Annotated in this window: 18 protein-coding genes and 2 tRNA genes; 15 read left to right on the forward strand and 5 right to left on the reverse strand. The window is 64.1% G+C overall.

The window, feature by feature from the left end; all coding sequences use genetic code 11:
• Nucleotides 1-62: 62 nt before the first annotated feature.
• Complete coding sequence (mfd, locus tag ACEWQ0_RS06410; protein WP_476484872.1) at nt 63-3,485, reverse strand: transcription-repair coupling factor; 3,423 nt, start codon at nt 3,483-3,485, stop codon at nt 63-65.
• Nucleotides 3,486-3,664: 179 nt separating this feature from the next.
• Here mfd and ACEWQ0_RS06415 point away from each other — a divergent pair.
• The 11 genes from ACEWQ0_RS06415 to folE2 all read left to right on the forward strand — a co-directional run bounded on the left by ACEWQ0_RS06415 (nt 3,665) and on the right by folE2 (nt 12,946).
• A tRNA-Val gene (locus tag ACEWQ0_RS06415) sits at nt 3,665-3,741 on the forward strand.
• Between the two features lie 480 nt (nt 3,742-4,221).
• A complete protein-coding gene (gene thrS / locus ACEWQ0_RS06420) occupies nt 4,222-6,144 on the forward strand; it encodes a threonine--tRNA ligase (RefSeq protein ID WP_476484873.1) in 1,923 nt (640 codons plus the stop codon).
• A 38-nt stretch (nt 6,145-6,182) separates the two neighbouring features.
• Nucleotides 6,183-6,704 (forward strand): translation initiation factor IF-3, encoded by a 522-nt coding sequence (infC, locus tag ACEWQ0_RS06425; RefSeq protein WP_476483187.1) that lies wholly within the window; start codon nt 6,183-6,185, stop codon nt 6,702-6,704.
• A 145-nt stretch (nt 6,705-6,849) separates the two neighbouring features.
• The gene (gene rpmI / locus ACEWQ0_RS06430; RefSeq protein WP_476483093.1) at nt 6,850-7,047 is read left to right on the forward strand and encodes a 50S ribosomal protein L35; all 198 of its coding nucleotides are present in this window, start codon (nt 6,850-6,852) and stop codon (nt 7,045-7,047) included.
• Nucleotides 7,048-7,058: 11 nt separating this feature from the next.
• Nucleotides 7,059-7,415 (forward strand): 50S ribosomal protein L20, encoded by a 357-nt coding sequence (rplT, locus tag ACEWQ0_RS06435; RefSeq protein ID WP_476484874.1) that lies wholly within the window; start codon nt 7,059-7,061, stop codon nt 7,413-7,415.
• A gap of 2 nt (nt 7,416-7,417) precedes the next feature.
• Complete coding sequence (gene pheS, locus ACEWQ0_RS06440) at nt 7,418-8,422, forward strand: phenylalanine--tRNA ligase subunit alpha (RefSeq protein WP_476483095.1); 1,005 nt, start codon at nt 7,418-7,420, stop codon at nt 8,420-8,422.
• Nucleotides 8,423-8,446: 24 nt separating this feature from the next.
• Complete coding sequence (pheT, locus tag ACEWQ0_RS06445; protein ID WP_476483096.1) at nt 8,447-10,825, forward strand: phenylalanine--tRNA ligase subunit beta; 2,379 nt, start codon at nt 8,447-8,449, stop codon at nt 10,823-10,825.
• 7 nt (nt 10,826-10,832) lie between these two features.
• Nucleotides 10,833-11,132 (forward strand): integration host factor subunit alpha, encoded by a 300-nt coding sequence (locus ACEWQ0_RS06450; protein ID WP_476483097.1) that lies wholly within the window; start codon nt 10,833-10,835, stop codon nt 11,130-11,132.
• Nucleotides 11,113-11,469 (forward strand): MerR family transcriptional regulator, encoded by a 357-nt coding sequence (locus tag ACEWQ0_RS06455; protein WP_476483098.1) that lies wholly within the window; start codon nt 11,113-11,115, stop codon nt 11,467-11,469. The genes ACEWQ0_RS06450 and ACEWQ0_RS06455 overlap by 20 nt, the downstream gene beginning before the upstream one ends.
• Before the next feature lie 188 nt (nt 11,470-11,657).
• Nucleotides 11,658-11,734: transfer RNA gene (locus ACEWQ0_RS06460), tRNA-Pro, on the forward strand.
• Between the two features lie 264 nt (nt 11,735-11,998).
• A complete protein-coding gene (gene folE2 / locus ACEWQ0_RS06465) occupies nt 11,999-12,946 on the forward strand; it encodes a GTP cyclohydrolase FolE2 (RefSeq protein ID WP_476483188.1) in 948 nt (315 codons plus the stop codon).
• Nucleotides 12,947-12,949: 3 nt separating this feature from the next.
• Here folE2 and ACEWQ0_RS06470 read toward each other — a convergent pair whose 3' ends face one another.
• The 3 genes from ACEWQ0_RS06470 to ACEWQ0_RS06480 are packed head-to-tail and all read right to left on the reverse strand — an operon-like array spanning nt 12,950 to nt 16,299.
• On the reverse strand, nt 12,950-13,855 hold the full coding sequence (locus ACEWQ0_RS06470) for a hypothetical protein (protein ID WP_476483099.1): 906 nt from the start codon (nt 13,853-13,855) through the stop codon (nt 12,950-12,952).
• Nucleotides 13,839-14,684 (reverse strand): M23 family metallopeptidase, encoded by an 846-nt coding sequence (locus ACEWQ0_RS06475; protein ID WP_476484875.1) that lies wholly within the window; start codon nt 14,682-14,684, stop codon nt 13,839-13,841. The genes ACEWQ0_RS06470 and ACEWQ0_RS06475 overlap by 17 nt, the downstream gene beginning before the upstream one ends.
• Nucleotides 14,677-16,299: a lytic transglycosylase gene (locus ACEWQ0_RS06480; protein WP_476483101.1), complete on the reverse strand. Its 1,623-nt coding sequence runs from the start codon at nt 16,297-16,299 to the stop codon at nt 14,677-14,679. Before ACEWQ0_RS06480 ends, ACEWQ0_RS06475 begins: the two co-directional genes overlap by 8 nt.
• Nucleotides 16,300-16,395: 96 nt before the next feature.
• Between ACEWQ0_RS06480 and rnr the strand changes: the two genes are divergently transcribed.
• Nucleotides 16,396-18,525 (forward strand): ribonuclease R, encoded by a 2,130-nt coding sequence (gene rnr, locus ACEWQ0_RS06485; RefSeq protein ID WP_476484876.1) that lies wholly within the window; start codon nt 16,396-16,398, stop codon nt 18,523-18,525.
• A gap of 12 nt (nt 18,526-18,537) precedes the next feature.
• Nucleotides 18,538-19,272 (forward strand): 23S rRNA (guanosine(2251)-2'-O)-methyltransferase RlmB, encoded by a 735-nt coding sequence (gene rlmB / locus ACEWQ0_RS06490; protein WP_476484877.1) that lies wholly within the window; start codon nt 18,538-18,540, stop codon nt 19,270-19,272.
• Nucleotides 19,273-19,433: 161 nt separating this feature from the next.
• Here rlmB and ACEWQ0_RS06495 read toward each other — a convergent pair whose 3' ends face one another.
• A complete protein-coding gene (locus ACEWQ0_RS06495; protein WP_476483104.1) occupies nt 19,434-19,805 on the reverse strand; it encodes a DUF4168 domain-containing protein in 372 nt (123 codons plus the stop codon).
• 179 nt (nt 19,806-19,984) lie between these two features.
• Here ACEWQ0_RS06495 and ACEWQ0_RS06500 point away from each other — a divergent pair, with 179 nt between their 5' ends.
• Together ACEWQ0_RS06500 and ACEWQ0_RS06505 are read left to right on the forward strand one after the other, a co-directional pair.
• Complete coding sequence (locus ACEWQ0_RS06500; protein WP_476483105.1) at nt 19,985-21,415, forward strand: ATP-binding protein; 1,431 nt, start codon at nt 19,985-19,987, stop codon at nt 21,413-21,415.
• Nucleotides 21,412-22,785: a sigma-54-dependent transcriptional regulator gene (locus ACEWQ0_RS06505; RefSeq protein WP_476484878.1), complete on the forward strand. Its 1,374-nt coding sequence runs from the start codon at nt 21,412-21,414 to the stop codon at nt 22,783-22,785. Before ACEWQ0_RS06500 ends, ACEWQ0_RS06505 begins: the two co-directional genes overlap by 4 nt.
• Nucleotides 22,786-22,868 lie beyond the last annotated feature (83 nt).

Below are 22,868 nucleotides of genomic sequence, written 5' to 3' on the forward strand. Positions count from 1 at the left end.
GTTTTTCCCACTCCCCTTCTTGCCTTGCTTTCTTTGCGGTCAAGGGCTTTTCAAATCAATGCTCAAGCCGCCGCACGTGTCTCCGGCGCCAGGCGCTCGAGGAGTTCCTCGGCCAGGTGGAAGCGGTCTTCGACTTCCTCGAATTCGCCCTTGATGCGCAATCTGTCGTTGGCGGGCAGCTCGAAGGTGTGGGACTCCTTCTGAATCATCTTCAAAAGTTCGCCCATGTCGATATCGGGCCTGGCCTGAAATTCGAGGCGGCCGCCGGCGGGGCCGACCTCGAGCCGTTTCATGCCCAGCTTCTTCGCGCGCAGCCGCAGCTCGGCGGTGGCGAAAAGATTCTTTACCTCGGCCGGCAGCAGGCCGAAGCGGTCGATCATTTCCACCTGCAGGTTGTGGAGCCTTTGGGTCGTGTCGGCTTGACTGATGCGCTTGTATAGCACCAGGCGCTGATGGACGTCGGGCAGATAGCCTTCGGGAATCATGGCCGTGATGTGCATGTCGACCTCGCTGGTGATCGACATCGGCTCGTCGAGATCCGGCTCCTCGCCGCTCTTCAGCGCTTCGACGGCGCGGTTGAGCAGGTCGGAGTAGAGCGAGAAACCGATCGCCTCGATCTGGCCGGACTGGTCTTCGCCCAGCAGTTCGCCGGCGCCGCGGATTTCCAGGTCGTGGCTGGCCAGGGTGAAGCCTGCGCCCAATTCTTCGAGCGACTGGATCGCTTCCAGCCGCTTCTTTGCGTCGCGCGTGAGCGTTTTCCACGGCGGGGAGATCAGGTAGGCGTAGGCGAGGTGGTGTGAGCGCCCAACGCGACCCCTGAGCTGGTGAAGCTGGGCCAGGCCGAACTTGTCGGCGCGGTTGATGATGATGGTGTTGGCCGTGGGTACATCGATGCCGTTTTCGATGATCGTGGAGCACACCAGCAGGTTGATACGGCGCGAGTAGAAGTCGCGCATGGTCTTTTCCATCTCGCCGGGCGGCATCTGTCCGTGCGCCATGCCGATGCGCGCACCGGGAAACATCTCTTCGAGCTCAGCGACCTGGCGCGCCATGGTGCGCACTTCGTTGTGCAGGAAGTAGACTTGTCCGCCGCGCTGGAACTCGCGCGTTACGGCGTCGCGAATCGTGGTCGAGTCCCACTCGGAAACAAAGGTACGAACCGCCAGGCGCCGGGCCGGCGGGGTGGCGATGATCGACATCTCGCGCAGGCCGGCCATCGACATGTTGAGCGTGCGCGGAATGGGCGTGGCGGTCAGCGTCAGCAGGTCGACCTCGGCGCGCAGCGCCTTGAGCCGTTCTTTCTGGCGCACACCGAAACGCTGCTCCTCGTCGACTACCACCAGGCCCAGATCCTTGAAGCGGATGTCTTTCTGCAGCAGGCGGTGGGTGCCGATGACGATGTCGACGGTGCCGTCGCCCAGGCCTTCCAGCGTCTTGCCGGCGGCCGCGCCGGTGCGCGAGAGCAGGCGCACGTTGATCGGCCAGTCGGCAAAGCGGTCGGCGAAATTGCGGTAGTGCTGCTCGGCCAGCAGGGTGGTGGGTGCCAGCATCGCGACCTGGCGGCCGGAGTTGGCGACCACAAAAGCCGCGCGCAGGGCGACTTCAGTCTTGCCGAAGCCGACGTCGCCGCAGACCACGCGGTCCATCGGCTCGCTCGAAGCCAGGTCATCGAGCACCGCGTCGATGGCTTCCTGCTGGTCGTCGGTTTCCTCGTATTCGAAGCCGGCGGCAAAGCGCGCATACAGCCCGCGCTCGATCTCGAAGCTCTGGCCCTGGCGGGCGGCGCGGCGGGCCTGCAGGTTGAGCAGCTCGGCGGCGGCGTCGCGCACCTTTTCGGCGGCCTTGCGGCGGGTGCGCTGCCAGCGCTCGGAGCCGAGCTTGTGCAGGGCCACCAGCTCCGGGTCGACTCCGGTATAGCGGCTGACCAGGTGCAGATCGGTGACCGGCACGTAGAGTTTGTCGCCGCCGGCATACTCCAGGCACAGGTATTCGGCGGTGGTGTCGCCGGCGTCGAGTACTTCCAGCCCCAGGTAGCGGCCGATGCCGTGCTCCAGGTGCACGATCAGCGCGCCGGGCTGCAGGTCAGCCAGGCTCTTGATCATCGATTCGGGGTCCTGGCCGCTGCGGCGCTCGCGCTGAATGGTGCGGGCGTGCCCGGGGAACAGTTCGCTTTCGGTCAGCACGGTGATGCCGCGCTCGCCCAGGCGACAACCGCCCGAGACCGGCATGACGGTCACCGCCAGCGCATCATCGCCGCTGACGAACGCCGACCAGGAATCGAGCGGTCTGGGCGGCAGGCCGCCGGCGCGCAGGGCGTCGTGAATCAACTCGCGGCGGCCGGCTGTGTCGGCAGCAATCAGCACCCGGTCGCGCATGTCGCGAAGCTTGCCCGTGGCCGCTTCGGTGTCGGCATCCAGATCGAGGGTCGGCGCCGGGGCGATCACTTCGGCGGCCGGCTTGCGGCGCGTGACGCGCACAGTGGCATCGGCCTCCATGGTGCGCGCCAGGTCGCCGGCCGGGATGAAAAGCTCGCCGGGGTCGAGTATCGGCCGCTCGATATCGCCGCGGCGCTGCTCGTGCCGATGCTCGATTTCGCGCCAATACTCCTGCGCTGCCTCCACGACGCCGGGCAGAAGCACCAGGCGGTGAGGGCTCGGCAGGTAATCGGTCAGGCTCGCGGTCGAGTCGTAGAACAGCGGCAGGTATTGCTCCAGGCCCTGGCTGTGGTAGCCCTCCCCGACCTCTTGATAGGGCAGGGCGCGCCTCAGGTCGACATCGAAGCGGTTGCGGAAGGCGCGCCGGAAGATCTGGCGGCTGTCCTCGTCGAAAGGGTATTCGCGCGCCGGCAGCATGTCGATGCGATCGATCTTGCCGGTCGAGCGCTGACTTTCGGCATCGAAGGTGCGAAGCGACTCGATTTCATCGTCGAACAGCTCGAGGCGATAAGGCTCCGGGCGCCCCATCGGCCACAGGTCCATGACTGCGCCACGCACGGCGAACTGACCGGGCTGCCAGACCTGCTCGGTCGTCTGGTAGCCGGCCGCGTGCAGCTGGCCGCGAAAAGCGTTGCTGTCGATGCGTTGACCCAGCGCCAGATCCAGGCTCTGGCCCTGCACCCAGGCGACCGGCGGCAGGCGCTGCATCAGCGCGGTGATCGGCGCGATGACCACGCCCGAGTCCATCCCCGGTAGCCGCGCCAGCAGCTCCAAGCGCCGCGAGATCAGGTCGGGGTGGGGCGAGTAGAGATCATAGGGCAGAATCTCCCAGTCCGGAAACAGCTCGGCGGTCACCGATCCGAGCTGATTGATGTCGTCGCGCAGGCTGCGTGCAGCATAACCGTCGGCTACTGCAACCAGCACCGGCCCGCCCTTGCGCGCGGCATAGTTCGAGACGGCGAGCGCCAGCGGCAGGCTTTCGAGCAGTGGCCAGTCGATGCGACCATCGCCGTCGCGGGGCGGATTGAATACGGAGAAACGCTCGGACATGTCATACCGGAGTCTGGAAAACCCGCTATTTTACCAAGCCGCAGCATCGTCGCTCGGTGAAGCGCTGCAGGCGTGAGGGTTTGACCGGAGCGGTGACAATGCCGGCTTCGAGCCGGTAAATGGGCCCGATGCTTGTTGCAAACGGGAAATTCGAGTAAACTACCCGGCTTTGATGTTAGGGGCGATTAGCTCAGTTGGTTAGAGCGCTGTCTTGACATGGCAGAGGTCGCTGGTTCGAATCCAGCATCGCCCACCACCGAATGCTTTCCAGTCCTCCCTGAATCCGCCGCTTTCGGAGCCGTTCGGTGCTCGCAATCCTCATGTGCCATAAAGGCACACTGCGGTTGCTCCGCTCCGCGCGTCACCGAAATCGACGAATTCAGAAAACCCTGGAAAGCATTTCGGTTCGATAGTGGGTTTGAGGTCGATCCGGCGCGTGCTTTCGGGGCCGGAGGGAGTTTGCCACCGGACTTGATTTGCAGGGGGTTACCGCTGATCCAAATGTTCTTTTGCCGCGGTTAGCCTTATGGGGCCTGGTTTGCGCAGCCAAGCTGGCTGCACGGGCAGGGTCGATGCGGGTGGGCGCGCTGAAGGCCTCGCCACTGCGTCGAACTGAAGCGCGCCCACCCGCATCGACCCGGTATCGAAGCCGGGGCTTGCTGCATGGCCGCCAAACCTTCAAATTTGCGGAATTTGCCCCAACCTTCGGGGCTGAGTGACGGTAGAATTCGCAACCATGGTTCAGATTACGCTTCCAGACGGTAGCCGGAAGGATTTCGATCACCCGGTGACAGTACATGAGGTGGCCGCGTCCATTGGCCCGGGCCTGGCCAGGGCGGCGCTCGGCGGTGAGGTCGAGGGTGAGCTGGTGGATGTCGGCTTCAGGATCGATCGCGACGCTGATCTGCGCATCATCACCGCGCGCGATGAAGAGGGCCTGGACATGATCCGGCACTCCACCGCGCATCTGATGGCGCAGGCGGTCAAGCGATTGTTTCCCGAGACCCAGGTCACCATCGGGCCGGTCGTCGATGACGGCTTCTACTACGATTTTGCGCGCGAAGAGCCCTTTCATCCCGAGGATCTCGAGAAGATCGAGAAGGAAATGGCGAAAATCGTCGCCGAGGACCTGGCGGTCGAGCGCTCGGTAATGGGGCGCGATGAGGCGATTGAGTTCTTTCGCGAACAGGGCGAAGAATACAAGGCCCGCATCATCGAAGACATTCCTGCCGAGGAGACGTTGTCGCTGTATCGTCAGGGCGACTTCATCGACCTGTGCCGCGGGCCGCACGTGCCCTCGACCGGAAAGCTTGGTGCTTTCAAGCTGACCAAGCTGGCCGGAGCCTACTGGCGCGGTGACTCCGACAACGAGATGCTGCAGCGCATCTACGGCACGGCCTGGCCGGACAAGAAGCAGCTCAAGGCCTATCTCAAGCGCCTTGAGGAGGCCGAGAAGCGCGACCACCGCAAGCTCGGTGCGCGCCTGGATCTGTATCACATTCAGCCCGAATCGCCCGGCATGGTGTTCTGGCATGACCGTGGCTGGCGCATCTACCTGGCGCTGCAGAATTATATTCGTGAGCGGCTGCGCAAGGCCGATTATCAGGAAATCCACACGCCTTCGATCATCGATCGCAGCCTGTGGGAGAAATCCGGCCACTGGGAAAACTTTGGCGATGACATGTTCATCACCTCGTCGGAAGACCGCGTCTATGCGATCAAGCCGATGAACTGCCCGGCCCATGTGCAAGTCTTCAATCAGGGCCTCAAGAGCTATCGCGACCTGCCGCTGCGCATGGCCGAGTTCGGCTCCTGCCATCGCAACGAGCCCTCGGGCGCGCTCCACGGCTTGATGCGGGTGCGCAATTTCGTGCAGGATGATGCCCATATCTTCTGCACCGAAGACCAGATTCGCGAGGAGGTGCTGGCCTTCAACCAGCTGGTCTTCGAGGTCTACAACGATTTCGGTTTTACCGACGTGGCGGTCAAACTCTCGACGCGCCCGGAAAAGCGGGTTGGCTCCGACGAGGTCTGGGACAAGGCCGAAAAGGCGCTGGCCGACGCCCTCGAGGCGGCCGATATCGAATACGAACTGCAGCCGGGCGAGGGCGCTTTCTACGGCCCCAAGATCGAGTTTTCGCTGACCGACTGCATCGGCCGGGTCTGGCAGTGCGGTACCATGCAGGTCGACTTTTCCATGCCCGGAAGGCTGGGTGCGGAGTACATTGACGAGCACGGCGAACGCCGCGTGCCGGTCATGCTGCACCGCGCAATTCTGGGCTCGATCGAGCGCTTTATCGGCGTGCTGATCGAACACCATGCCGGCGATCTGCCGCTGTGGCTGGCGCCGGTACAGGCGGTGGTGATGAACATCACCGACGCCCAGGCGGATTACGTCCGCGAGCTGACCAACACCCTGAAACAGCAGGGTTTTCGCGTCGAGTCGGACTTGCGCAACGAGAAGATCGGCTATAAAATTCGCGGCCGCACCCTCGAGAAGATTCCGTATCTGCTGGTCGTGGGCGATCGCGAGGTCGAAAATCGCCAGGTGGCGGTACGCTTGCGCGACGGAACCGACCTCGGTGCCATGTCGATCAACGACTTGGTCGCGCGATTGTCCGAAGAGGTGACACGGCGTGGCCCTATCGCCGATAATTGATGATTCACTTGTATTGAGTTCACGAAGGAGCAGCACACATCGCAACAGATAAGAAGACCCGACGCAACGAAGACATCACGGCGCGCGAAATCCGCGTGGTGGGTTCTGACGGTGAACAGATCGGGGTGATGGGAGTCAGGGATGCGTTGGTCCGTGCCGAGGAGGAGGGCATGGACCTTGTTGAAATCGCGCCACAGGCCAGTCCGCCTGTCTGTCGCATCATGGACTGGGGCAAGTACCGCTTCGAGCAGTCCAAGAAGGCACAGATGGCGCGCAAGAAACAGAAGCAGACTCAGCTCAAGGAAGTGAAGTTCCGTCCGGGAACCGATGATCACGACTACAATGTCAAGATGCGCAATCTGCGCCGGTTCATCGAGGAAGGCGACAAGGTCAAGGTTACCCTGCGCTTCCGTGGTCGGGAAATGGCGCATCAGGATCTGGGTCGTGACCTGCTCCAGCGGGTCGAACAGGACATGATCGAAGAAACGGTCGTGGAACAGCGGCCGCGCATGGAAGGCCGGCAGATGGTCATGGTGCTTTCACCAAGAAAGAACACCTGACCGGGCAGGTCTGCCAGAAGCGAACGCTGAAACCGGCGGCAAGCGAAGGCTGCCGCCTACAACTAGCCGGAATGCAGCTCGCACAAGCGTTGCCCGGACGGCCCGGGCGCCGCTGCACGAAGGTAAAACAAATGGAGATAGCACAATGCCGAAGATGAAGAGCAATCGGGGCGCGGCCAAGCGCTTCCGGGCGACGGGTAGCGGGCGCATCAAGCGCAAACGCGCCTTCCATAGCCATATCCTCACCAAGAAGGACCCCAAGCGCAAGCGGCGCCTGCGGTCCAGCACCCTGGTCGATCGCGCGGATGAAAAAGCCGTGCGTCAAATGCTGCCCAAGCTTTAAGGAGAGCGATCATGGCAAGAGTCAAACGAGGTGTCATCGCCCGCCGTCGCCACCGCAAGGTGCTCAGCCGGGCCAAGGGCTATTACGGCGCGCGTCGCAAAACCTACCGCGTAGCCAAACAGGCCGTCATCAAGGCCGGTCAGTACAGCTACCGTGACCGGCGTCAACGCAAGCGCGATTTCCGCAGCCTGTGGATTCAGCGCATCAACGCTGCGGCGCGCCAGCATGGCCTGTCCTACAGCCGTTTCATCAACGGCCTCAAGCGTGCTGAAATCGCCATCGACCGCAAGGTTCTGGCCGACCTCGCCGTGCATGACAAGGCCGCATTCAAGACGCTGGCCGAGAAAGCTCAGTCCAGCCTGGGCTGAGCATGAGCAAGCCGGCATTGCAGAACCTGCTCGAGGACGCCCTCGAGCAGGTCGCCAGCGCCGAGAGCGAGCGCAGCCTGGACGATGTCCGGGTGCGCTTTCTCGGCAAGAAGGGGGCGCTCACCGCACAGCTCAAGACGCTGGGCCAGCTGCCGCCTGAGCAGCGGCGTGAGGCAGGACAACAGATCAATCGTGGCAAGCAGACGCTGGAACAGGCCATTGCCGAACGCGGCGATGTGCTGGCCCGTGAACGCCTTGAAGCCCGCCTGAGCGAAGAAACCATCGACGTCACGCTGCCGGGACGCGCGGTTGATCCTGGCGGAGTTCATCCGGTCAATCGTGCGCTCGATCGTCTGCTCGACATTTTTCAGCGGCTTGGTTTCGAGGTTGCAACCGGGCCGGAGGTCGAGAACGACCATTACAATTTCGAGGCGCTGAACTTTCCGCCTCATCATCCGGCGCGGGCGATGCACGACACGTTCTACTTGCCGGACGGTCACCTGTTGCGCACGCATACCTCGCCGGTGCAGATCCGCGTGATGCAGGAGCGAGGTGCACCGGTGCGCATTGTCGCCCCGGGCCGGGTGTTTCGCTCCGACTCGGATCAGACGCACACGCCGCAGTTTCATCAGGTCGAAGGCCTGCTGGTCGATCGTGGCGTGGCCTTCGCCGATCTGAAAGGGATGCTGTCGGATTTCGTCAACGCGTTCTTCGAAGACGAGCTCGAGATGCGACTGCGGCCCTCCTATTTCCCCTTTACCGAACCCTCGGCCGAGGTCGACGTGCGCTGGCGCCATCCGGACGGCACCACCGGCGACTGGCTGGAAGTGCTCGGCTGCGGCATGGTGCACCCCAATGTTCTGAGCAACTGTGGCGTCGATCCGGAGGAATTCACCGGCTACGCTTTCGGCCTGGGCGTCGAGCGCTTCGCCATGCTGCGTTATCGCGTCGACGACCTGCGCCTGTTTTTTGACAACGACCTGCGTTTCCTGCGTCAGTTTCGCTAGGGCAAATTCCATGAGGGGATCTGCATGAAGATCAGTCATCGCTGGCTCGCTGAATGCGTGGATTCGGGCCTGAGCGCCGAAGAACTGGCCGAGCGTTTCACCCTCGCCGGGCTGGAAGTCGATTCCATCGAGGCCGTGGCTCCACCGCTCGACGGCGTGGTGGTGGCTGAAATCATCGCGGTCGAAGCGCATCCCGACGCCGACCGTCTGCGCGTGTGTCGCGTCATCGGCGACAGTGAAGAACGCACCATTGTCTGTGGCGCGCCCAACGCCCGCGAGGGCCTCAAGGCACCGCTGGCCACGCTCGGCACGAAGCTCCCCGGCGGTTTGAAGATCAAGCCGGCAAAACTGCGCGGTGTCGGTTCAGAAGGCATGTTGTGCTCCGAGCCGGAGCTGGGCCTGGGTGAGGGAGCGGATGGCCTGATGGAGCTGCCCGCCGATGCGCCGGTTGGCCGGGCCTTGTCCGAGTATCTGCAGCTCGACGACCACATTCTGGAAATCGACCTCACGCCCAACCGTGCTGATTGCCTGTCGCTGCGCGGCCTGGCGCGCGAGTTGGCGGCCATCACTGAAACACCGATGCGCATGGCCGACATCGATCCGGTGCCCGCCACCAGCGAGCGCCGTGTGCAGATCGAGCTGCTGGCGCCCGAGGATTGCCCGCGTTATCTGGGGCGGGTCATCGAGGGCGTGAACGTCAATGCGGCAACGCCGCTGTGGATGGTCGAGCGCCTGCGTCGCTCAGGCATCCGCAGCCTTGGCCCGATCATCGACGTGACCAATTATGTGCTTCTCGAGCTGGGTCAGCCGATGCACGCTTTCGATCTCGACCGTATCGTCGACGGTATTCGCGTGCGCCGCGCTGACAGGGGCGAGAAGATCACCCTGCTTGACGGACAGGAGGTCGACCTCGATGCGGACATGCTGGTGATCGCTGACCATCAGCAAGCGCTGGCAATCGCCGGCGTGATGGGCGGCGCCGAGTCGGCAGTGAGTGACGACACTCGCGATATCCTGCTTGAGTCGGCCTGGTTCAATCCGACCACGATCAGCGGCCGGGCCCGTCGCCTGGGAGTGTCGACCGAATCGGCTCATCGTTTCGAGCGCGGCGTTGACCCGCAGCTGCAGCGCCTGGCGACCGAGCGGGCGACCGCGTTGATCCTGGAGATTGCCGGCGGGCGCGCCGGCCCGATCGTCGAGGCGCGCAGTGATGATCAACTGCCCGTGTCCGAGGCGGTCGAGCTGCGCCTGAACCGCCTCAACCAGCTGCTCGAAAGCAAGCTTTCGGGCGCTGAGGTGCGCGCCATTCTCGAGCGTCTGGGCATGAGCGTTTCGGAGGACGATGGCGTCTTCCGCGTGGTTGCGCCCAGCGCCCGGCGTGACATCGCGATCGAGGCTGACCTGATCGAAGAAGTCGCCCGCATCCATGGTTACGATCGTTTGCCGATTCGGCACCCGGGCGGCGAGATTATCGTCAAGGCACCCGTGGAGACGCGTACCACCGAGCGCAGCCTGCGCGAGCAGCTGGCCGCGCGCGGTCTGCAGGAAGTGATCGCCTGGAGCTTTGTCAGCCAGGATGAGCTCGATGCCCTGTCCATGGGCGAGGGCGCACAGCCGCTGGCCAATCCGCTCAGCCGCGAGATGGCGGTGCTGCGCACCAGCCTGCTGCCCGGCCTGATCAAGGTCGCTGGCCGTAACCTGCGCCGGCAGATTGCCTCTTTTGGGCTGTTCGAGACCGGCCACTGCTTCCGGCAGACCGGCGGCGAGAATCTGCAAGAAACCTGGCGCCTCGGGTTGTTGCTGACCGGCAATGTTCATCCGGAGCATTTCAGCGATGCACCGCGCTCGGTCGACTTCTTCGACCTCAAGGGGGAAATCGAACACCTGCTGGCGTTCAATGCGATTGCCGGCAAGGTGGCTTTCGAGCGTATCGAGCTGCCTTGGCTGCACCCGGGCCAGGCGGCAGCCTTGCTGATCGATGGCAATCAGGTTGGCTGGCTTGGTCAGCTGCACCCGGGGTTGAACGAGCGCCTCGAACTTGATCAGCCTGTTTTCGTGGCCGAGCTGGACGGCGAGCGGGTGTCTCCGCGCCGTCTGCCCGAACATCGCGACAGCGGCCGCTATCCCGCGGTCCGGCGTGATATCGCCATCGTGGTGGCCGACGAGTTTACTGCCGCGAGCCTGTTGGAGAGCATTCGTGCCTCGGCCGGTGGCCTGCTCGAAGACTGCATCGTGTTCGATCAGTACCGCGGCAAAGGAATTGAATCCGGGTTCAGAAGCCTGGCTATTGGCTTGATTTTGCGCGATGTTTCGCGCACTCTAAAGGACGGCGAGGTCGATGCCCTGCTCAAGACAGTGCTGGCCGATCTCGAGAGTCGCTTCGGTGCCAGATTGAGAGGTTGAAAAGGGGATGTCGTTAACCAAAGCTGATCTGGCTTCCGCGCTGTTCGACGAGGTCGGTCTCAACAAGCGCGAAGCCAAGGAGTTCGTGGATGCCTGGTTCGAGACCATTCGTCAGGCGCTCGAGGATGGCGATAACGTCAAGCTGTCGGGTTTTGGCAACTTTCAGCTGCGCGACAAGAGCCAGAGACCGGGGCGCAACCCGAAGACCGGCGAGGAAATTCCGATTTCCGCGCGACGTGTCGTGACGTTCAAACCCGGACAGAAACTGCGAGCAAGAGTGGAGGCATATGCTGGATCCGCGGAGTAACCAGGAGCTGCCGCCGATACCGGCGAAGCGCTACTTCACCATTGGCGAGGTCAGCGAGCTGTGTGCGGTCAAGCCCCATGTGCTGCGTTACTGGGAGCAGGAGTTTCCCCAGCTCAAGCCGGTCAAGCGCCGCGGCAATCGTCGCTATTATCAGCGTCACGATGTGCTGACGGTGCGTCAGATTCGCAGCCTGCTCCACGAGCAGGGCTTCACCATTCAGGGCGCGCGTCAGCGGCTGGAAGGCGACACCGCGCAGAATGACGTCTTGCGCAGCCAGCAGCTGGTGCGGCAGGTGCGCGTTGAACTGGAGGAAATTCTTCACGTCCTGCGCCGCTAGAACCAATAAGCCATGGAATGCCCGGGAGAGCACGCAATTGCAACGGGAGATGGTTGCAGATGGATGATTCGCGTTTTTCTCAGTGTATTCAGTGTCTTCGGTAGGTTCATCCTTTTGCCCGCAAACCCGTGGCATTTTCTGGTCAATTGAAGGTAAAATAGACGCTTTAACCCCAAGCAGCTTTCGGTCGGAGCGTGGCGCAGCCTGGTAGCGCACCACAATGGGGTTGTGGGGGTCGCGAGTTCGAATCTCGCCGCTCCGACCAATCAAATCAAGTGTTTGCAAGCCCGGCATGCGTCCGGGCTTTTTTTTGTGTCACCGTCGGGGCGCGCGGCGCTCGGGGTCAGATCGGATGGCCCAGCGGTTCAACGGCGCAGCGGTCGGCTGGGTGCGCGGCGGATTTCACGGGCCCTTGATCACCCATGGCGTTCAATGTTGCTTCGCAATACCATCGCCCCCACTTGATGAGTGGAGTCCTTCTACGCACGCAGCAGAGAAATTCATGAAAGATCAATCCAGACTCGCAAATATGCCGGACGTTGCCAGCCATGCCCAGGCGCAGGTCGGAGGAACACTCGACTGGGTGGGCATGAATACCATCGAGATGCCGGTTTTGCTCGATGCCAGTGACGGTCGGCATGTACAGACCACGGCGCGGATCAGTGCCTTTGTGGATCTCGGGCAGGCGGAAAAGCGTGGCATCCACATGTCGCGGCTGTATCTGCACCTGGATCAGGCGCTGGCGGAGCACACCGTCACGCCAGCTCTGCTGCGCCATCTGTTGCGCGACTTTCTTGCCTCCCACGAAGAGCTCAGCTCGCGCGCCATGGTGCGCCTTGATTTCGACTACATGCTGCGGCGTCCGTCGCTGGTCAGCGACAACAGCGGCTGGAAACGTTATCCAATCAGCCTGATCGCCAACCTCAAGGGGCAGGAGTTCGCGCTGGAAATGGCCTTCCAGGTGACCTATTCAAGCACCTGTCCCTGCTCGGCGGCGCTGGCTCGTCAGCTTGTGCAGGATCAGTTCCGCAAGGACTTCGGTGATCGCGAATCGGTGGATGCACAGTCCGTGCTGGAATGGCTCGGCAGCGAAAAGGGCATTGTCGCCACCCCGCACAGCCAGCGCAGCGCGGCCGATATCCGTTTGCAGCTGGCGCCCAGCTTCGAGGCGTTTCCCTTCGTGGAGATGATCGACGCAGTGGAAGATGCGCTCAAGACACCGGTGCAGGCTGCCGTCAAGCGCGAGGACGAGCAGGCATTCGCGCTGCTCAACGGTCAGAACCTCATGTTCTGTGAGGATGCGGCCCGGCGCGTGCAGACCGCGCTGGAGACACAGGATCGGGTCACCGACTTCTGGGCGCGCTGTCGTCATTTCGAGAGCCTGCACCCGCATAACGCGGTGGCGATCACCACCAAGGGTCTTGACGGCGGCTACAAGCCCATTGATGGCCAGCCGTCGGGCTGGCGCAGCGAATAATAGTCAGGGGCGCTCGGCCACCAGCCCGGCCTGCAGCTCGGGCAGGGCAAGGCCCAGCCGAGCCGAGCCCGGATCGGCCCAGCTCTCGGCGAGCACTTCTCCGGTTTCGCCGTCGCTCACGGTCAGGCGCATCAGCAGGGCTTCCTCGGGCTGCGTCAGGCGGTGGTAGGCCAGCTCAAGGACCACGCCCAGCGACATGCTGGCGGCATCCACAGGCTCGGCGGTTGCTCCGGTCTGGACACTGAAGTCCCGCGCCACCCGCCACTGATCGCCTTCGCGCACGCCCAGCCAGCCGCTGAACTGCCGCTGCGGCAAAAAGCGGACAATCCGATCTTCACCCTGCGCGTCTCCGCTGGCCGGATCAATGATGCGATCGGCAATGTCCAGGCTGTGGCCATCAAAGGCGATTTCCTTGAGCAGGCCGACGGTGTTCTCGCCGTCACCGAAGCGGCAGTCTGACGGATCGGTTCTGCCGACCAGGGCGCGCCGGGTCAGATGAAACTGCATGGAGCAGCTGCGACGCTCGGCCGCACCGGCATCCAGCAGGGTGAATCGCCCTTCGAGCCGGTGGTCCATCGCGGCGGGTCTCAATTCCAGCCGATAGCGTCGTGAATGGCTGCCGTCACGGCTGCGCTGATGCAGCGCCAGGGTCAGCTGATCGCCGTCTGAAGAAGCTCTGGGCTCGATCATCAGCGAGCGGGTGGGGAGGCCCTCTTGGGCGACACTGACCCAGTGGCCGGGCAGGCTGCTCCTGATGTATTCGATTGCTGGAGAGCGGGCCGCGGTCTCATCGTCAGCCTTCGGGCGGGGCGCCGTCGTGACGCAGCCACCGAGCGCCAGGGAGAGGACAGCGAGCGCCAGCCAGCGCCGGCACGCGTGTTGACGCCGGGTTTCAGGGCGCTTCGGCATCCGGATTCTCGCTCCAGTCGAGCAGCAGGGCGGGGTCGATACGAATGTCACCGAGGTTCATTCGCCAGTCCAGATGGGGGCCGGTGGCGCGCCCGGTCGCGCCGACTTCGGCGATGACCTGCCCGCGTTCGACAACGTCGCCAACCTCGGAATGCAGCACGCTGAGGTGGAGAAAGGCCGAAACCAGCCCGTGGCCGTGGTCGATGAACAGGGTGGCGCCGGAGAAGTACATGTCCGGATGCGCCAGGGTCACGACCCCCGGCGCGGGGGCATGAACCGGCGTTCCGGTGGGCGCAGCAATGTCGATGCCCCAGTGGGGATTGCGCGGCTGGCCATTGAGAATGCGCTGGCTGCCGTAAACGCCGGTAATCGGGCCGGTCAGGGGCCAGTCGAAGCCGTCAGCCCAATCGCTGCGCTGATCGCGGCGTTCGCGTGCCTGACGGGCAAGGCGAGCGTCGTCGCGGATGCGGCTCAGCACCGCTTCAGGCGGCGTGACCTGCTCCTGCGGCAGGCCATCGATGCGCTGGATATCGAACTCGCGGGGCTCGGGGCTCAGCTCCTGGCTCAGGCGCCTGCCGTCAGGCAGCGTGACTTCGACCGCTGTCGGATCGGTCTGCTCGCGCTCGAAGGCCAGCAGGAACCGACCCTCTCTGCTGGTCATGACGGGCTCGCCGTTCACGCTGGCCGAGCTGCCCGCCGGAGCCTGACCGATCACCAGCCCTCCCTGGACGATTTCACCGGTGAAACTGACCGCCTCATCGCCGGCCGTTCCGGCAGTCGAGACGGACAGCACCGCGACGAAAAAGACGAGGGCCGAGAGATTATGCATTGCCGCCTCCACGGATGGTCAGCGTCTGTCCGGGGCGCAGTATGGCGCCTTCGTTGAGTCCGTTCCAGCGCATCAGCTCGCGAACCGATACGTCATGGCGCCGGGCTATGGTCCACAGCGAGTCGCCTCGCCGAACCGTGTATTCGCGCGTCTGTGCAGTACCGGGCTGGCTCATGTTGACCAGAATGCGGTCGCCGGGACGAATCAGACTCCTGCCGCTGAGCCCGTTCCAGCGCTGCAGCTCGTCGACGGTGACGCCGTAGCGCTGGGCAATGATCCACAGGCTTTCGCCGGGTCGGACCTGGTGCTGAAAGCGCTTGGTCGGCAGCAGCCGCTGCTGCAGGCGTTCCAGCTGCGCGTAGCGCTCGGCATGGGCTGAGTTGGCGGGTGTGCGGCCGTTGTCGGCCAGACGCAGTTTCTGGCCGACTTTGAGGAAATCGCTCTGGAGGTGATTGGCCTCGCGCAGCGCGCGCACCGTCGTGTTGTGCCGGCGGGCCAGGTGCGAGAGCGTGTCACCCCGACGCACCCGGACTTCACGCCACACGATCATGTCTTCGGCATTCAATTCGCCGAGCAGGTCGCGAACCCGGTCGGCGCTTGTGGCCGGCACCATCAGGTGGTGTGGTCCGCCGGGTGGTGTCAGGTGGCCGTTAAGCCCGGGATTGATGGCGACCAGCTCGGCGATGTCGATATCGGCAGCCGCCGACAGGGCGACGATATCCACCGGGCCATCGAGCTCGACGCGCGCGATCTGCGGCCGGTTATCCCACACCGGCAGCTCGAAGCCATAGCGTGCCGGGTCGGCAAACAGGCAGCCCAGGCCGTTGAGCTTGGGGACGTAGCCCAGCGTCTCCCGAGGCAGCGGAAGCGCGTGCCAGTCGGTCGCGCGGCCAGCCCGGCGGTTGCGGGCAATGGCGCGCTGCACCCGGCCCTGACCGCCGTTGTAGGCCGCCAGGGCCAGGTTCCAGTCGCCGAACTTGTTGTTCAGGTATTCCAGGTAGTCCAGCGCCGCACGTGTTGCGGCCCAGACATCGCGCCGGCCGTCGTAGAAGTCGTTGATTTCGATGCCGCGTTCGCGCGCGGTCGCGCTGACGAATTGCCAGGTGCCCGCCGCCCGGCCGTGCGAGTAGGCAAAGGGATCGTAAGCCGACTCGACGATTGGCAGCAGGGCCAGCTCGCCGGGCAGCTGGCGGCGTTCGAGTTCGCCGGCGATGTCGTAGAGCCAGGGTCGGGCCCGGTCAAGCACGCGCTGCATGTAGTCGTCGCGTTCGCCGTACCACCGGGCCCACTGCTGGGCGCGGCTGTCAGCCGGGCATTCGGAAAAATCAAAACGCTCGACCACGCGCGCCCACAGATGCGGCGGGCGGCTGTCATCGGGATGGCGCTCCGGCGCCTTGCCCAGATGCCGGGTGGCTTCCTCGACCACGGCAAAGGGATCCGGCAGGTCGACCGGGTGGCGCTGCCGGTCGGGCTCGCTCTGCATCGCAGCCTGTTCGCTTGTCATGGTCGCGCAGCCGGCCAGCAGCAGCAGCGCCGCGGCGCTCAGCGCCCGCGAGGGCAGGCTCAAGCTGCGTGTGCCGGATGTCGGGTTGCTGGTCTGGTGCCTTGTATGCATGAAGTCGCTCGAACGGACGCAGCGGTCAATTATGCCGCCTCCGGGGTTTGGGTCAAATGTATTGGGCAGGCCGGCGGGCAGGTACAATGATGCGCCATGAATTCCCAATCTTCGCAAATTTCGCGTGAGCGCATCCGTGACGCGCTCGAACAGGCCGGGCGACCGGTCACCCGCCGTCAGCTGTCACACCAGTTCGGGCTTGACAAGCCGCAGTCCGACGAACTGCTCAGACCGGTGCTGATGGAGATGGTTGCATCCGGTGCGCTGTTCAAGAATCGTCGAGCCGCCTACGGCCTGCCGTCGCAGGTGGACATGATTCCCGGGCGCATCAGCGCCCATCCCGACGGTTTCGGCTTCGTCGTTCCCGATGCCGGCGGCGATGATCTTTACCTGGCGCCCAAGGAGATGCGCCAGGTGTTCAACGGCGACCGGGTCATGGCTGCGGTCGTCGGTGTTGATCGCCGCGGCCGCAAGGAAGGCGCGGTCACCCGCGTGCTCGAACGCGCCCACACCCAGGTGGCCGGCCGGCTCCTGATCGAATCCGGCGTGGCCGTGGTCGTGCCCGACGATCCGCGCCTGACCCAGGACATTCTGGTGCCCGCCGAGCGGGTGGGCAAGGCAAGCCCGGGGCAGGTGGTGGTAGTGCGCATCGACAAGCCGCCAACGAAGACGCGCGGCGCCGTGGGCGAGATCATCGCCGTGCTCGGCCACGCCGACGAGCCCGGGATTGCCACCGACATTGCCATCCACAGCTATCAGCTGCCGCTGGGCTTTGCCGAGGAAACGCTGGCCGAAGCGGCGGCGTTTGGCGAAGACGTCGACCCGGAGTCGATTTCCGGGCGTCTCGACCTGCGCGAACTGCCGCTGCTGACCATCGACGGCGCCGATGCCCGCGACCTTGACGATGCCATCTTCGCCGAGCGCCGCGGTGAGGGTTTCCGCCTGCTGGTGGCCATCTCCGACGTCGCTGAGTATGTGCAGCCCGGCGGCTCCCTGGACGACGAGGCTGGTGCTCGCGGCACTTCGGTGTACTTTCCCGACCGCGTCATTCCGATGCTGCCCGAAGCGCTTTCCAACGGCCTGTGTTCGCTCAACCCCGATGTCGATCGGCTCTGTCTGGTCTGCGAAATGCGCATCGATGCCAAAGGCAAGGTCACCTCGAGCCGCTTTCACGAAGCGGTCATGCGCTCACGGGCGCGGCTGACCTACGATCAGGTGCGGCGAATCAAGGAAGCCGGCGATCCGGGCCTGATCGAGCGTTTTGACCATGTCCACGACACCCTTGATGCGCTCTACGACGTCTACCGCCTGCTTTTTCGCCGCCGCCAGCGCCGCGGCGCGCTCGACTTCGACTCGCAGCAGGCCTTTTTCGAGTTCGATACCGAGGGAAGGGTGGCCAACATCCGGCTGCAACAGCGTCACGATGCGCACCGGCTGATCGAGGAGTTCATGATCGCCGCCAACGTCGAGGCGGCCAAATTCGTCGGCAAGAGCAGGCTGCCCCTGCTTTATCGGGTGCACGAACCGCCGCCGTCGGAGAAGCTCGAATCGCTCGAGGAGTTTCTGCGGGTGTCCGGTTTTCAGGTGCGCTGGTCGGAACAGCCCGACCCGCAGCAGTTTGCGGCCATTCAGCGTCAGGCGGCCGACCGGCCCGATGCGCCGCTGATCAATGCCCAGCTGCTCAGAAGCCTGAGCCTGGCTGTCTATCAGCCCGAAAACAAGGGCCATTTCGGGCTGGCTCTGGACAGCTACGCGCATTTCACCGCCCCCATCCGGCGCTATCCGGACCTGCTGCTGCACCGCGCCATCAAGCACCTGTGCCGCAGCACCGGCGGTGACTTTCACTATGATGGCGGGCGCATGGAAGAGCTGGGGCGACACTGCTCGTGGCTGGAGCGCCGCGCCGAGGAGGCATCGCGTGATGTCGAGGAACGGCTCAAGTGTCAGTTCATGCAGCGCCACGTCGGCGAGACATTCGACGGTATCGTCACCGGTGTGACCAGTTTCGGACTGTTTGTCGAAATCGACGGCATGGCGGTCAGCGGCCTGGTCCACGTGACCGCGCTGGCCAACGACTACTACAATTTCGATCCGGTCAGCTCCAGCCTGGTCGGCAAGCGGCGCGGCGTGCGCTATCGCCTGGCAGATCGCGTGCGCGTGGAGGTTACCGCCGTGAGCCTTGAAGAGCGCAAGATCGATTTTCGTCTGCTCGAACAAGACGAGTGACGGGAAACGGACATGAAGCGTGAGCTGGCCATGGGTATCAATGCGGTCGAGGGGCTTGCAGAGCACGCACCCGAGCGCATCGTTCGCGCCTGGATCAAGCCCGGCGGGCAACGGCTGGAACAGCTGGAAGCAACGCTTCAGGCATTTGGTGTGGCGGTCGAGCACAGCGATGAGCGCGCGCTCGATCGCATGGCCGGCAAGGTTCGCCACCAGGGAGTGATCGCGGAGTTCCAGGCGCGTCAGCCCGGCGACGACCAGCGCCTGCAGGAGCTGCTTGAAGGAGTGGATGAGCGGACGCTGTTTCTGGTGCTCGACGGCGTGCAGGATGCAGGCAATCTGGGGGCCTGCCTGCGTACGGCCGCGGCGGCCGGTGCCGCGGCGGTCATCATTCCGCGCAACCGCGCCGTTGGGCTGACGCCGGCGGCGCGCCGTGCGGCAGCCGGCGCGGCCGAGCGCGTCGAGCTGGTCATCGTGACCAACCTGGCGCGCAGTTTGCGCCTGCTGGCCGATCATGGAGTCTGGCGTGTCGGCCTGGCCGCCGACACGGGGCAGAGCCTGTACACCGCCCGCCTTGATTCGGCTCTGGCGCTGGTGCTCGGCGGTGAGGAAAGCGGCCTGCGCCGGCTCACGCGCGAGCACTGTGACGAACTGGTCGAGATTCCCATGCCGGGAGTGGTGGAGAGTCTGAACGTCTCCGTGGCCGCCGGGGTCGCCCTGTTTACCGCCATTGAGCGTAGAACGCGGTGACAACCGGCGGTTGACCGAGGCCATGCAACCGGCTGGTTTCAGCGCTTGTGTCGCTGCTGCTCTCGCGTTTTCCGCGGATCAGGCTGATTGAAAAAGCCGGGACGGTAACCGCCCCGGCTTTCGCAGTTCAGGCCTTTTCAGGGCCGTATTCGCAGCGCGCCTCAGCGCTGGATCATTTCGGTCAGCTTCTGCTGCAGCTCCGGCGAATTCTGAATGGCCATCGCGATCTGGTTGAAGGACTCGACGTCCAGTCCGACGTCTTCGACCGCGCTGGTCATTTCCTCGTTGGCCTGACGCTGCAGCTCACGCGCCTTCTCGGGATCCTCGACTTCCTGCAGGCGCGAGGAGAAGTCCTGCTGGATGCCGGCAATCTCTGATTGCGCCTCGGCAAACTGCTCCAGCTCCTGATCGCTGACATCGATCTGCTGCTGTTGCTGGGCGGGCGGGCTTTGCTGCTGCTGGGCCATGGTGGTGACGCCAAACGTCAGCGCGAGCGCGGCGACGAACAGTTTGATGGTATTGCCGATGTTCATGATTTCACTCCTTAGAATATGACAATGTTTGTGTTGGCAATACCGTATGTGCATGTGCCGTGCCAAATATGTGGGCCAATGAAATCAATGACTTGCAGTTCAGGCGGGTTGTGCGCGCGCCAGTTTGATGTGTCATAATGGCGCATGTGTCCATATTGAAGCCATTCCGGAGCCTGCGTTTGCAGCTGCTGCTGCTGGTCATCGTGCCGCTGGCGGTGCTGAGCATTCTGGTGGTATGGCTGACTTATGAGTCGGTAGAGAACGCCATGGAAAGCCGGCTGGAGAAAGAGATCGAGCTGGTCGCCCGGGCCATGCGCGTACCGGTGGAGCGAGCGCTGCGCCAGGGCGAGCTGGAAAGTATCGAGCAGACTCTGGATGCCGTCTTCGAGATCGGGCGCGTTTATGGCGCTTATGTCTACGACGCCGGCGGGCGCCGGATTGCGGTCGCCGGTGAAGCCCGGCCCGGCCCGCGGGAACAGATCGAAGCCGTCGAGCTTGTTCAGATTGGCGAGGAAATGGGGCGGTATGCGCAGCTGGGAGGCGAAGACGTTTATTCCTATTTCGTGCCGCTGACCGGGCGCACGGGAAGAATCGACGGCCTGCTGCAGGTGGTGCGTCTGGAAAGCGAGATCACGCGCCGCCTGGAGCGAATCCGCAATCAGATCTGGCTGGCCTGGGCGGGTGTGTTGAGCCTGATGCTGGTCATCGCCGTGGTCGGCTATCGGCTCGCGGTCGGGCGGCACGTTGAAAGACTGGTCGATTCCATGGCCCGGGTGGAGTCGGGCGATCGCCGGCATCGCGCAAGCGTGGACGGCCCGACTGAGCTTTCGCGCGTGGCTGCCGCTTTCAATCGCATGCTCGACGGGCTGGACCGTCTCGCCGCACAGCTGGCCGAGCAACGTCGCCAGAGTCGGCGCATGGAGCGGCGCATGCTGGCCCAGAAGAACCTCGCCCGGCTGGGGCAGTTTTCTTCCGGCGTGGCGCACGAGCTGGGGTCGCCGCTGACCGTTATCGACGGCGATACCCGCCGCCTGCAGCGCGAGGAAGGGCTTTCCGGTGACGCGCGTCGGCGTCTGGAGCGGATGCGTCGCCAGGTAGCGCGCACGCGTGAGTTGATTACCCAGCTGATGGAATTTGCCCGCAGCGATCGCACTGAGCCCGAACGCGTTGATCTGTATCGACTGCTGCAGCGCGTGCTCGGCGGTATCCGCCCGGAATGCGAGAGCCGCAGGATTCTGCTCGAAGACCGGATCGAGTCGGCCGGAGTGACGGTCGAAGGCTGGGCCGCAAGGCTGGAACATGCGCTCCTCAACCTGGTGCGCAACGCCGTGCAGGCGGCCGCCACCCGTGTTCGGGTGCGGCTGGAAGCCGACGGTGACGAGCGCGTCATGGTCACCATCGAAGATGATGGACCCGGCGTTCCGCCGGCCCAGCGGGAGCGAATTTTCGAGCCGTTCCAGACCGCCAGACAGGGGCGGGGCGGCACTGGCCTGGGGCTGGCAATCGTGCTCGGCGTGGTTGAAGAGCATGGAGCCAGCATCGACGTTGGCGAAAGCGACGCCCTGGGCGGCAGCCGCATGGTGCTGATTCTTCCCGCGAGGCAGACATGAGTGACAATGCGCGTATTCTGGTGGTCGAAGACGACCGCACGCTGACCGAGCTTCTGGTCGAAGAGCTCGAGGCCGAAGGTTGCATCGTCGATGCTCAGCCGAGCGCCGAGCACGCGCTGGAGATCATCGGCGAGTTCGAGCCGGATCTGGTCGTCAGTGATCTGCAGCTGCCGGGCATGGATGGCCTGGCCCTGATCGAGAAACTCCGCCGTCGGCACGCGCCGCCGGCCGTACTCATGATCAGCGCCTACGGAACGGTCGAACGAGCGGTTGCGGCCCTGCAGGCCGGTGCCGAAAACTTTCTGACCAAGCCGCTGGACATGGATCATTTCACGCTCAGCGTGCGCCGACTGATCGACAATCGCCGCTTGCATGAACAGGTGCAGCGCTTTCGCGACCTGCTCGACACACCATCCTTTCACGGCATGCTCGGCTCCAGTCGCGTGATGCGCGTGCTGTTTGACCGTCTGCGCCAGGTTGCCCGAGCCGACGGGCCGGTTCTGGTCAGCGGGCCGTCGGGCACCGGCAAGGATCTCGTTGCCCGTGCCATCCATGCCGAGAGCGCGCGTGCCGAGAAGCCTTTTCTGGCGGTCAACTGCGCCGGCATTCCGTCCGAGCTGATGGAGTCGGAGTTTTTCGGCCACGCCGAGGGCGCCTTCTCCGGCGCTGACCGCGCCCGTAGCGGTCTGTTCCGGGAGGCCAATGGCGGCACGCTGTTTCTTGATGAAATCGGAGAGATGCCGCTGTCGATGCAGGCCAAGATGTTGCGCGCGCTGCAGGACGGGCGGGTGCGGCCGGTGGGCGCCGAGCGCGAACATCAGGTTGATGTGCGCCTGGTGGCGGCCACCAATCAGGATCTGCACGAGCTGGTGCGCAGCGGCGAGTTTCGAGAGGATCTCTACTATCGCCTCGAGGCCTTCGAGCTGGAGGTTCCCCCGCTGCGTGACCGGGGCGAGGACCTGGAGATGCTGGCCATGCAGTTCGTGGGTCGCTTTGCCGCAGCGCGCGAGCGCCCGGCACGCTCGATCGACAACGAGGCGCTGATGTGCATTCGTGACTACCCCTGGCCGGGCAACGTGCGCGAGCTGAGCAATGCCATGGAGCGCGCGGTCACCTTCTGCGAGGGCCGCGAGATCGGACCTGAGCACTTGCCCGAGCGCGTACGCCGCAGCGCGGGTGCAGCCGAGACAGAGCAGGGTGATATCGTGCAGACGCTGCTTGCACAGGAACAGATGCTGCCCACCATGGAAGCGCTGCGACGCCGCTATGTGCGCCATGTGCTCGAGCGTGTGGCGGGCAACAAGCGGCGCGCTGCTGCCCTGTTGGGCGTCGGTCGCCGCACCCTCTACCGCTGGCTTGAAGATGACTGACTGTTCAGCAGCCGTTGAAGCGAATGCGTTAGAAAGTTGACACGAGTCCTGAAATCCATAAAAACCCGAGGAGAATATTCATG

Source organism: Wenzhouxiangella sp. YN9, from assembly GCF_056324165.1.